Annotated in this window: 4 protein-coding genes; 1 reads left to right on the top strand and 3 read right to left on the bottom strand. The window is 69.6% G+C overall.

Annotated features, from left to right (window positions below):
• Positions 1-300: 300 nt before the first annotated feature.
• Positions 301-1029 (top strand): sirohydrochlorin chelatase, encoded by a 729-nt coding sequence (locus AMK19_RS19895; protein WP_073813836.1) that lies wholly within the window; start codon positions 301-303, stop codon positions 1027-1029.
• Between the two features lie 94 nt (positions 1030-1123).
• Here the strand turns inward: AMK19_RS19895 and AMK19_RS19900 are convergent, their stop codons facing one another.
• From AMK19_RS19900 to AMK19_RS19910, 3 genes are all read right to left on the bottom strand, one after another.
• Complete coding sequence (locus tag AMK19_RS19900) at positions 1124-1540, bottom strand: hypothetical protein (protein WP_143200302.1); 417 nt, start codon at positions 1538-1540, stop codon at positions 1124-1126.
• Positions 1537-8007, bottom strand: coding sequence for an RHS repeat domain-containing protein (locus tag AMK19_RS19905; protein ID WP_073813537.1), 6471 nt, complete (start codon positions 8005-8007; stop codon positions 1537-1539). Before AMK19_RS19905 ends, AMK19_RS19900 begins: the two co-directional genes overlap by 4 nt.
• Positions 8008-8145: 138 nt before the next feature.
• On the bottom strand, positions 8146-12447 hold the full coding sequence (locus AMK19_RS19910; RefSeq protein WP_083647094.1) for a LamG domain-containing protein: 4302 nt from the start codon (positions 12445-12447) through the stop codon (positions 8146-8148).
• Positions 12448-12506 lie beyond the last annotated feature (59 nt).

Genomic DNA, 12506 nt, shown 5'->3' on the forward strand with positions numbered 1-12506 from the left:
CCGGCGGCTGCGCCCCGCCACGAGCAGAGCGACCGGGAGCAGGGCGGCAGCCTCGCGCCCCGCCAGGAGCGCAGCGACCTGACGCCCCCCAACCCCGCGCCCCGTCAGGGGCGCGGGGAACTGCGCGCGACGGAAGGCAACGAGCCGCAGCCGGACACCGCGCTCACCCTCACCCACCGCCCGCTCCGGGCAGGTGAGCAACCACCGCGCCAATCGACCCACCCCGCCTCGGCCCGCCGGCGAGGCAAGGTCGCACGTACATCGGAAGGCAACGAGCCGCGCCCGGCGCGCACCGAACCCCTGCGCCCCCTCCTCCTCCTGGCCCACGGCTCCCGCGACCCCCGCCACGCCGCCACCGTCGAGGCCCTCGCCGACGCGATCCGCGAGCTCCGCCCCGAACTCCCCGTCACCACCGCGTACCTGGACCACTGCGCCCCCCGCATCGCCCAGGTCGCCCCTCGCCTCACCGACGCAATCGCGGTTCCCCTCCTCCTCAACCGCGCCTTCCACGCCAAGCACGACATCCCGGCCGCCCTCCGCGCCGCCGGCTCCACCATCCCCGTCGCCGACGTCCTGGGCCCGTCCCCTCTCCTCCTCGACGCCCTCGACCGCCGCCTCGCCGAGACCGGACTCGACGTCACCGACCCGGCCGTCCGCGCCCGCACCGGCATCGTCCTGGCCGCCGCCGGCTCCTCCGACCCGGCCGCCAACGCCACCACCCGCGCCATGGCCGCCACTTGGCAACGCACCCGCGGCTGGGCCGCCGTCACCACCGCCTACGCCTCGGCCACCACCCCCACCGTCACGGACGCCCTCACCACCCTCCGCCACGCCCCCACCGTCCACACCACCGCCGTCGCCCCGTACCTCCTCGCCCCGGGCCTCCTCCCGGACCGCATCGCCACCGCCGCAGCCACCGCCGACCATCTCGCCCCCACCCTCGGCGCCGCCCCCGAACTCGCCCGCCTGGTCCTCACCCGCCACACCGAGGCCGCGTCCGCCACCGCCCCGAACGCCCGCACCGCCTGACCACACCATCGCCGCAGTACCCCAAACACTTGGGCCTCCGCCCCTCCCTATTCCGGGGAGCGGCAGAGGCCCAAGTATCGTTCGGCCCGCAGTCTCAGGCGGGCAGGATCGGCAGGTACTCCAGCCCCACGAGGACTGCGACCAAGCCGACCATTGCGAACGCGGCCCGTCCCCCACGGCGCCGGGCCTCGGGGCTCCGGTCGCGCGGCGCAGGCGCCGGGCGACCGGACCGCTCGACCTCCGCGATGTCGTGCCGAAGCATCCAGAACAGCAGCGGGAAGGCCAGCAGACCGTCCGCCGCCAGCAGCAGCGAGGTCGGGATTCCCGTGCTCCGGATGCCACCGAACGGCACGGCCAGCAGCGGCATCACCGCAAGCCCGATCAGCGCCGTTCTCCGGTTCTTCCGCAGCCCGTAGACGTGGAACACAACGGCGACATTCAGCAGGTATCCGACCGCGAGAAGGAACAGCACGAGCGGTATCGGGGGCGAATCAATCAGTGTCATGGTCACCTGAAGATGGAGTACGGGCCCTGGTCTTCCTCCGGGTGGAAGTTCCAGCCAAGGGCGTTGGCGGTAAGCGGTCCCAGGCCCGCCCAAGAGCTCACGACGTTATTGTCCAAACGCGGATTATAGCCGGGCGAGAGTCGCGCGGCCTCGGCCCCGCTTCTGACTATCTCGCCTTCCAGGCCGCGGGCCAGGAAACCGACGCCGAGTTTTGCGGCGCCGCGTTCGGCCCACCCACCGAGACCGCCGCTCAGCACCGACATACCGACCACCGCGCCGTTCACCAAGGCACCCTTCTGATCGCCCCCGATGAGGTCGAGTCCGGCGGCCAAAGCGGCTGTCGCGGTGGAGGCACCGGCAAGGAACGGCGCGGCCACATCCACGACGGGAATGAACGCGACCACCACCGCCGCCATCCCAAGGACGGTACTGATATTGCCGAGGTAGTTGGCGGCAATCCGGGAATGGCACTTCCAGTCACAGTACGGGGTCACCGTCATGTGCCGTTCCGGGTGCAGCCACAGGTCGGAGAAGGCTGCGGTGATCGGGTCGGAGGCCGCAGTCAGGCAGTTCTTGTCACACTTGACCAGGTACTGCTCGCGGTGGGTTCGGCGGAGTTCCTCCTCGTCCCGGCTCGCCTTGACCAGCAGCGCTCCGGCCAGCTCCCGGGTGGCGTGCTTGACTCCTCGCCATTCGGGGCCTGACGTCGCGGCCATCGCCGTCGTGGTGCCGGGGTGGCAGAGCGACCCGCAGCCCATCGACTCCTTCCGGACGCCTCCGCCGGCCTCGGGCCCGTGGGCCTCGGGCGCGGGCGTGCTGTCGTACTCGATCGGGGCCCGGACCATTCCGCTCGGGTCGCTGCGGCCCACCGGGTCGTTATTGCTGTACGCGTACCCGTTCCACTGCTGCGGATCGGTGGTGAGGAGTACCGGGTCGGGGCTGAGGAATCGTCCCTGCACCGGGTCGTACTCGCGGGCGCCGAGGTGAGTCAGGCCGGTGGGGTCGCTGGTGCCGCCGAGGAAGCCGCGGGTGCCGGCCCAGGTGGTGGGGGCGGTGCCGCGGGTGGCCCCGAAGGGGAGGGAGTGGCGTTGGGTCATCGCGCCGCTGGCGGCGTCGATGTTGACTTCGGCGGTGCCGTGGTGGTCGCTGGTCTGGAAGGTGACCTTGTTGTCGTCGGTGCGTATCGCGGTGGCGGAGCCGAGCGGGTAGTAGCGGGTGGCAGCGGCCTTGGCAGCGCCCTTGACCAACTTGAGTTCGGTGTTGCCGAGGTAGAGGGTCCAGCTCTCGGCCGCCGCGTCGGCAGTGTCGAGGGTGTGGCCTATCAGGCGGTTGCCACCTGCGTCGTAGAGGTAGTCGGTGGTCTTGCTGGTGGTCGTGGTGGTGGTGCCGGCCGTGGTCTTCACCGTGTCGACGAGCCGGGAGAGCCTGCTCTCGGTGTCCCAGGTCAGTACTTGGTCGCTGGTCTGGTCCGCGGTCGGCTTGAGGTGCCGTCCGACGGTGTTGCCCACATTGTCGTAGTCGTAGCTCTGCACGACGGGGGTGCCGGCTGCACCGGTGACAGTGCTGGTCGAGGTGAGGCTGTGCGGGCGGGCCGCGGTCGCGGCCGGGTAGGTGTAGGCGGTGGTGGAGTCCTGTCCGGTGTTGCCGCTCGTGTTGTGCCGGGTCTCGGTGGCCCGGGTGCCGTTGGTGTTGTAGGTCCAGCTGGTCCAGTACGGAGCCGGGCCGCCGAGCTTGGTTCCGTCAGGGACAGCGCAGGAGCCGGTGTTGGGGGTGTACCCCTCGGTCAGACGCCGGAGGTAGTCGTACTGGAAGCACTGCCGGTCGGTCCCGTCGCGGGAGGCGTCGGTCACCGAGGTGACGTTGCCGGCCTGGTCGTAGGTGTACGCGGCTGCCCGCGCCGGAGTGCTGATGCCGTACTGGTCGGTGCGGCTGGAGGCCAGGCGCTGGGTTCCCCACTCATAGGAGTTGGTGACCACGATCTCCTTGCCTGCGGTGCCGTTGAGCTTGGCCTGCATCGGCTTGCCGGTGAGGCTGTAGCTCTGGCCGGTCTGGTAGGCGTAACCACCGTCCCTGTCGACCCCGGTGAGCCGGTGCAGAGCGTCGTACGTGAACGACAGCGATTCGCCGGGAAGGTTGCCGGCCGCCGGATAACTGGCGCTCCTGGCCTGGCCGTCGAGGCGGTAGATGGTGCCGCTGATGTAGGTGCCGGCGAGGGCTTCCTGCCCGGGGACGGACGGGATCGTCACTGTCGTACGGGTCGGGCGGGCGAGCGCGTCGAACAGCGAGTAGGCGGTCGTGTATTGGTAGGTGGTTCCGCCGACGGTGCTGTAGCGGGTGCTGGAGGCCAGCAAGCCCTTGTTGTTCACCGGGTCCCAGGCCTGGGAGGTCAGCAGGGGCCCGGTGGCCGATCCACTGCGGGTCTCGGTCAGGCGGCCGAGGTTGTCGCGGACGCTGGCGATGGTGTTCCCGCGTCCGTCGGTAGTGCTGGTGACTTCACCCCGGTCGTTGTAGGTCTTGACGGTCGTTCCGCTGTCGGGGTCGACGGCCTTCGTCTGCTGGCCGAGCTGGTTGTACAGCCAGGTCCACGTGGTTCCGGCCGAGTCGGTCTGCTTGGTGAGGTTGCCGGCCTTGTCGTAGCCGTAGGTGGTGGCGTCGTAGGCGCCGGTCGGTGTCGCGGCCTTGTACTGTCGCAGTTCGGTGGTACGCCCCTCCACGTCGGTGATGGTGGTGGTGGGGGTGCCGCCGGTGGGCGGGGTGACGGTGACGCGGTCGCCGTTGTACTCGGTGAGCGTGGAGTGCAGCGGGGTGCCGACGCCGTTGCCCGCCGAGACCGTGGATTTGACGGTGCGTCCGAGACCGTCGTAGGTGACCGCGGTCTGCGTCTCCAAGCCGTCGATCAGTTTGGGGTTCGTACCGACAGTCTGCAGTTGACTTGAGGGCAAACCCTCAACGTAGTAAGGGGCGTAGGAAAGTGAGGCCAGGCCGCGGTCGTTGTAGAAGGTGTCGCTGAGGATCCGGCCGCCGTTATCTCCGGGCGACTGGATCTGGCGCACGCGGGCGAAGCCGTCGTAGACGGTGTAGGTGGCCTGCTGCGAGCCGTCTTCATTGAGCGTCTTGGTGGCGACGGCAGCGGCCGTGTTCTCGCCGACGGTGTAGACGTACTCCTGGTTCGGGTTGCCCTGGCCGATCCGGTCGTGCAGCCACACCCGGAGCGTGCGGCCGAGCGCGTCGTACTGGATCTCCGTACGACGGTTGTTGGTGTCGATGCTGTCCTTCGCCTGGCCGCGCATCAGCTCGAAGTCGACCGTGGTGATCTGTGCGGTGGCGCTGTTTCCGACCGTGGCCGGTGGAGAAGTCACCACTGTCTTGGTGGGCCGGCCGGTGGCAGGGGTGAAGGCGGTGGTGGTGGTCCGGGCATTCGGCGAGGCGGTGGTGACCGGGCTGGTCGCGCCGGTGGTGTCGTAGACGGTGCTGGATGCCAGCTCGGTGTCGCTCAGGGCCCGGCCGTAACCGTCGTAGGTCGCGGTGTTGTCCAGGTAGGTGGCACTGTTGCCGGTCCGCGTCTTGAGGGTCTCCGTCAGTGTGATGTCGCCCTTGGTCGGGGCAGTGCCGTAGCCCTGGCCGTCGAACCGGTAGCGCACGTCCGACAGCACTGCCGACGTGCCGTCGGCCTTGGTGTCGCGGTCGACGGTCGCCGCACAGGCCGCTGCGACGGTCTCGACCCGGGAGACGGAGCCGAGAATCCACGCCGAGGTGTTGTTCAGGTAAGTGGAGCGGGTGCACTTCTCGTCGCCGGTGACCGAGAGATCGCCGAGGCTCTCCACCGTGGTGGGCCGACCGTAGTCGTCGTAGCTGGTGTTGATACGGGTCTCGCGCCAGTTGCTGCCCGCGCCCTTGTCGAGTGACGTGAAGCTGCGGGTGCTGCCGGTGGCGGTCAGGTTCGCGGTGGTGGTGCCCCAGTCACGGACCCGCTTGGCGGTCTCCTTCTTCCACGGGGTACTGACGGTCTTTCCGAGGATCACGCCGCCGGGCTTGTCGTACTGCTCGGTCCGGTACTCGAAGCCGGCCCACGCGTTGTCGTCGGTGAGGGTGGTGCCCTGACCGTCGTCTATGGTGACGGAGCGCTTGCTGTTCTTGTCGGACGGGTTGTCGCGGTCGCCGTCCATGCCGCGCAGGTACCAGTGGTCGGCCTGGGTGGACATGGCGGCGTTGCCGCCGGTCTCGACGCGGACGTGGGCGTAGCCGCGCCATTGGGACCAGGTTTTGAGCTTCTCCTTGGTCAGGCCGTCCTCGTCGTCGAAGTGCCAGGCGGCGTCGCCGAGGTAGGTGTAGTGGGTGACCATGTCGGGTGCGCCGCCGGTGCGGTCGGTGGCGATGACCGCGTCGACGACGTACTTGTTGAACCACTCCGTGGTGACCGGGCCGTCCGGGGTCTCCCGATACATCTGCGGGAAGCAGCGGGTGGTGTTGGTCTGCGGGGTGGGCAGGTTGGCCCAGGTGCAGGCCTCGCCGGAGTAGTTGACGTCGATCTGGCCGCCGATCTCGTCGGTGATCGTACCCAGGCGCTGCTTGACGAACGGCATCCGGCCGTCACCGGTCTTGTCGAGCCGGTTGACCATCTGCTTGTAGGCGAGGGTGGTCTTCGGCAGCGCGACGGCGGGGGTGGCGGAGTTGCCGGTGTGCTTGATCGTGTCCAGCAGGAGCTGGTAGTCGTAGTCGGCGGTGCCCCACTTGTGCGTCAGGTCCCAGGTGTCGACGGCGGCGTAGCTGCCGTTGGCCTGGAGGGTCTTGGCGACGACCTGGGTCAGGCGGGTGCGGGTGAAGAACGTCGGCGAGTACGTGGTGGTGCAGTCGGTGCCGTCCTTGCAGTTCTGGTCCCACGGGGTGTCGTACCAGTACTGCCGGTTGGCGTCGATCGAACCCGCGTCGCAGCGGCCCGCGGTGGTCTCCAGGCAGCGTTCGGCGGTGCCGAAATCCACCCGCGCCATCGGCTTGACCGTCGCCGAGTAGATGTCGGCCTTCTGCTGGCCGTACTCGATGTGGTCGAGGCGTCCGCCGCGCACGTAGGGGGTGCGGTCGGTGGCCTTGAGGTTGCGGCCGTAGTTGTTGGTCTCCGGCGTGTACCAGTAAGTGATGTCGTTGCCGTGCGCGTCGACCACCAGGTCGAGGTTCCACCGCCAGCCCTGCTGGCACCACGAAGCGGCGAACGTCGAGGCGTTGCACGGCTCGCCGGCGTCGTTGCCGAACACCGGCACCGTGTACACCGACTTCGTCTCCGGCTGGCCGGCCGTCCAGTTCGGAAGCCGGTTGTAGCCGAAGTAGTAGCTGGTGCCGTCGGTCGTGGTGGCGCGGAAGTACTCTCCGTCCTTGGCGCCGTTGCCACGGGCGGTGTCGCGAACCCGGACGATCTTGGTGTTGTCGTCCCCCTTGATCCGCCACTCGTCCGCGGAGACGGGAATCAGCTCGCCGGCGTGGCCCGCGAAGCTGATGGTGGCGTTGTCGGTGCCCCAACACAGGTCGCCCGGGCTGACGGTCCCGGTCTTCGGCGCGCCGTCGTCCGCGCACGGCTTGTAGGAGCGTTCGACGAAGCCCGGGGCCATCTCGAAGCCGTCACCGGCCCACGACGCCTGGTTGTTGCTGTTGGAGGTCCGGCCGTCGATGACACCGGAGTTGTAGGACAGGCCGAGCTTCGGCGTGAGATCGCCGGGCATCGCCGTGAGCGGCATGTCGTACGACCAGTTGAACGATCCGCTGTTCAGCGAGGTCGACCAGGCCGAGGCCGAGGAGAGCGGGGTGGCCTTGTAGTCGCCGCCCGGTCCGGCCGAGCCGACGGTGGCGGCGAGGACGACCGGGCCGCCGAACGCCTGGATGCGGGTCGAGCCGTCCGGGGCTGCGGTCAGTGCGTTCGCCTTGACCGTCTGCGCTTCGAGGTCGTTCCCACCCGGAAGCGGGCTCTGCACGCGGCATTCGGCCAGCTGAGGAGTGGTCAACGCACAGTCGGGCAGGCGCACCAGCTTCAGCCGGGAGCCGTACCCGGAGCCTGCGGCCAGAGCGAAGGACGAGTAGTCCACGGCCACGCCCGCGCGCTCGTCCGCGCCGACGACGGTGAACAGCAGGCCGGTGATCCCGGCCTTGGCGGCGGCGTCCTGGCCGAGCACCTCGACCTGGGCCTTCGCGGCGGTGCCCGACGAGGTGATCGAGACCGGCAGCTTGCCGGCCTTGGCCGCCTTCCCCTTCTCACCCGGGACGTCGGCGGTGGCCTTGCCCTTGCCGGGCAGGGCGCCACGTTTGCCGTCGGGCTTGCTGACGGTGGTGTCGGCCTTGCGGTCCTTGGTCTTGGCGTTGGACGTCTTGACCGGCTTCTCGGGCGAGACCGCCGACGGTGGCGTGTAGGGCTCGGCGGCCGCCGCGGCGGCCAGTGACAACGTCGGCAGCAGTGACCCGACCAGGGTGGCCGCGACGGTCGCGGCCACCCTGGTCCGAGTCCGCCGCACGACGGACCGTTCCGTTCTCATTCGGTGCAACTTTCTTCAGGGATGGGCCCGTTCGGGCCGTGATGGGAAAGCGGGCCGGGCAGCTGGGTGCTGCCCGGCCCGCTCGAAAGAGATGGCTCAGACGCCGGTGCCGGCACTCAGGTCGGCGTTGTAGTCGGAGAGCCTGGTGATCTGGGCGGGGCTCAGCACGCCCTGGTACAGCCAGACGTCCTCGAGCTCGCCCGAGAAGTACTCGCCCCAGGCGTTGCCCGACCGGTTCCGGCCGAACTGCAGCCCGCCCGATGTCTCGTAGGGCTGCGGGGCGCCGGCGGTGGAGACGCGCGGTGTGCAGTCGGTGGCATCAGGTGCACAGGTCTGGTTCTCGACCCGGCCGTTGACGTACAGCGCGAGTCGCTGGGAGAAGGCGTCGTAGCTGACCGCCAGGTGGGTCCAGTTCTCCCACACCGAGCTCTCGGCGGATCGGGTGACCACGGTCCGGGTGACACCGGTGGCGTCGTCGGAGTCGCGGAGTTCGGCCTGCCACTCACCGCTCGGCTGCCCGTTGGCGTTCAGACCCAGGTAGTGCCAACGCACTGTCACCGCGCTGTTGTTGGCGCCCGCGAAGGAGAGCGCCGTCATGTCGCGGGTCGGGGTGCCTGCGGTGTTGGCCCAGCCTGCGAGGGTGAAGCTCTGGCTGGTGTGCACCGGGTTGACCGTGGTCGCGGCGTAGCCGGTGGTGCCGTTCAGTGCGAGCGCGCCCGGGTTGATCAGGATGCCGCTGCCGGGGTTGATCGTGGCGTTCCCGCCGAGGGTGGCACCGTTGTGGCCGGGGGCCTCGTCGGGAGCGACGGCGGGGGTTCCGGTGGCGGAGCTGAGGCGCCAGCGGCCGGCCAGCACCGGGTGCTGCTGGACCATCGCGGTGGCCTCGGGCCCGGTGACGATCCGGTCGTAGACGCGCACGTCGTCGACGTCGCCGCCGAAGAACCCGCCGTTCGCACCGTTCTCGTTGAAGGCGCCGATCTGCAGCGGGCCGGGGTTGGCCCACGGCGAGTTCTGGGTGTAGTCCGACTCGGCGACCAGGTAGCCGTTGATGTAGAAGCGCAGCTTCTTGGCCGTGGTGTCGTTGACGCCCAGCAGGTGCGTCCATTCTCCGGTGGTGCCGGTGAAGCAGGGCACGCCGTTGGTCACGGTGCCGGCGGTGCAGTCGGGCTGCATGGTGCGCACCAGGGTGTCGACGGAGGTGTCCTCCTTGTACCGGCCGAAGACCCACTTGCCCAGGGTGCCGGAGTAGTAGAGCGCGAACTCGACGTTGTGCTCGCCGATCTGGGCGATCGCCGCCCTGGCCTTGGTATCGCCTGCGGTGGGCTTGGGCATCTTCACCCACGCCGCGACCGAGAAGTCCCGGGTGCCGTCGACCTGCGGACGCGGGGTGCGCAGGTAGCCGGTGGCGCCGTCGAGGTGGATGGCCTTCCCGTCGATGCCGGCCTGGCCGACCTGGACGCCCTTGTAGGCGGTCAGGGCGTCGGTCTCAGCGACACCGGTCCTCGGGTTGGCAGCGTCGAAGTTCCAGACCGCCTTGGCCCCGAGGCCGGTGGTGACCGGCTGGTCGGCCGCCACCTTGGCCGCCTCGGCGGCGCTCAGCGGACGGTCCCAGAGCTTGACGTCGTCGACCGAGCCCTTCCACGGGCCGGTCATGTTGCCGCGGTACTTGAAGCGGCCGATCTCCAGCGGACCGCTGGACTGCCACGCGGCGCCGGCGGCGGCGACCGGCGTGCCGGCGACACCGTTGACGTACAGGGTGCACGTCTTGGCGACCGGGTCGTAGACGCCGGTCAGATGGGTCCACTGCCCGTACACCACGGGCGCTGTGGAGGTCGCGACCTGGAGGGCGTAGCCGTCGACGTCCTTGTCCGTCGTCCACATCTGCCACGCGTTGTTCATCATGCCCAACGCGAAGCGGCTCATGAAGGTGCCGTTCTGGCTGACTGCCACCCGGTTGCGCCCACCCTCGGTGACGTTGACCCACGCGGAGACGGTGAATCCATTGGTGGTGTCGAGCACCGTGCCCTGCGTGCTGGCGTAGGCGTTGAGGCTGCCGTCCAGGGCGAGTGCCTCGCCCCGGTGTCCCGCCGCGCCGGAGGTCGCACCGGAGCCGAGCGTGGCCTCGAAAGTGCCACCGGTGCCCGCCAGGACGGTGCCGGAGGTCTCGTCCATGGTCCAACCGGTCCGCTGTCCCTGTCCCGCCAGGACGTTGAAGTAGTACGTCTCGGGCTGCGACACGGTACCGACCCCGTTGACGGCCTGTGCCGTCAGAAAGTGCAGGCCGGGGGTCCGCGGGAGCACCTTGACCGTCTGTGCCGCACCGCTGGTGGTGGTGACATCGCTGTACGCCGAACCGTCCAGCGACCACTGGTACTTGGTGATGTTGGTGGACGCCGCCTTCAGCGTGAAGGAGCCGTAACGGCCGACACCGTCCGTCCACGGCAGCTCCGCGGTGGCGTCCTTGGAGCCCGGGTAGGAGACGGAGCTGATGTCCGGGCCTGCGGGGACGGTGGTGTCGATCTTGAAGAAGCAGGAGGTCGGGTCGCCGTCCGAGGACCACGGCCCCCAGGACGCACCGTCCCAGGCCCGCGCCTCCCAGCTCAGGCTGACATTCTGCGGGAGCGTGTCGGGCAGCTGGTACGAGAAGATCGACCCGGAACCCTTGAAGTCCGCCGAGCTGGGCGGGGTGTCCGCCGCGCCGGTGGACCACCAGCGCTTGCGCCAGCCGTCGCCGGTGTTCCAGTTGACGGCGAACTGCACGCCGATCGCTTCACCGTCCGGGTCGGTGGCCCTGGTCGTGACCCGCGGCACCTGGTTGATGCCGATCGGACTCAGCTGGCACACCGAGCCGGGCGACATCGTCATGTCGCTCATCGGCATCTGGTTCGGCCGCAGGTTGTAGTAGACCCGCAGGTAGGCGTCGTCGGTGAAGCGCTTCCAGGCGTTGATGTCGCCCTCGTTCTGCGCCTTCAGGCCGAACGTGATGGTCGGCCAGCCCCAGTTCGCGGCGTCCTGCACCAGGTCCTTGACCGGACCCGAGGTGCCGCCGAACTCCAGCCATCCGCCCGGGCAGCTGCCGCTCCAGCCCTTGGCCGTGTTGATGGTCTGCAGGTTGCGGCCCCAGAACCCGGCCGCGTTCTGCGCGTTCCAGTTCAGACCCTTCGAGATGTAGCCGGTGTTCCACAGCTCCACCGGAGCCGCGGTGCACGAGTACGAGTGGCTCTCGTACGTGCCGAACTCGGCCTTCAGGATCTGCTTGCCGACGAACGAGCCGTTCGGGATCTGGAAGAATGCGCGCTTCACGTCCTGCGGCGCGCAGCGCGAGTCGCCGGCGCAGTAGCCGACGCCCCAGTCGTGCACGTCGGTGGATGTGTAGGTGAAGTGCCAATAGGTCTGGTTCGGGAAGGTGCGCGAGACACCGGCCCAGTCCGCGGCCTTCGGGGTGTTCCACGCCGGGTCGATCATCACCGGGTAGACAGTGGACGGGTCGTCCAGCATCGCCTGGTCCGGCGTCAGGACCATGGTGTCCTTGGGCAGATCGACCTTCAGCCGGGTCATCTTCGCGCCCTCGGCCGGAGTGCTCGGGTCAGCGGCGGCCGAGGGTGCCGCCGCTCCTGCTGCGGGGGCCGACTTCATCGACTTGGCGCCCGCGACAGGAGCGGGAGTGACGGCAGCCGTGGCGGAGTCCCACATCACCGGCGTCGGGGCCTCGAACACGGTGCCGCCGCCGGACGGGTCCACCGCCTTCAGCGAACCGTCCGCCTCCTGCCGGACCGTCAGACCGTCGGTCTTCAGCCCCAGCCGCAGCGCGTCGAGTTCGGGGTTCTTCGCGGCCTCGGCGGTGTGCACCACGAAGACCTGCGTGAAGCCGGTCGTGGTGGCGGTCAGTCGCAGGTCCACATCGGGGAGGATGGAGCGGTACTCGGCGACCGCCCCGTCGACCACCGGCTTCGGCAGCGTCTTCGGCCAGGAGACCTTCAGCTCCTTGCCGGCCGTCGACATCCGCACCAGCGGCTGGTCACCGCCGCCCGAGAACTCCAGGTCCGCGGTCGAGCCCTTGGGCGCGAAGGCGCCGCTCTTCAGTGCCTGGAGCGCCGGGTCCAGGTCCACCCAGCGGCCCGCCTTGCGGGTCCGCTTCGGCTGCACGTACGTCGTCGACAACAGCCGGCCGTCGGGCTGCGCCACGACGTCGGCGCTCTCGCCCCGCAGCGCCTCGACCTCCACCGGCTTCCCGGTCCGCTTCGCCTCGGCGACCGCCAGCGTCTCCGCCGTATCGGCGGGCTCGGCCGGCGTCGCAGGGCTCTGCGTCGGTGCGTTCTCGGCCGCCGCCGCGAGGGGCGCGTCCGGTATCCCGAACGCCCCCACCGTGATGCCCAGGGCGAGGGCAGCTGCGGTCAACCCGCGCGCCCTCCGTCTCCCCACTGATCTTTCCAGCACGTCACATCCCACGATTCAAA

The organism is Kitasatospora sp. CB01950, from assembly GCF_001905465.1.
In the GTDB taxonomy this organism is placed as follows: domain Bacteria; phylum Actinomycetota; class Actinomycetes; order Streptomycetales; family Streptomycetaceae; genus Kitasatospora.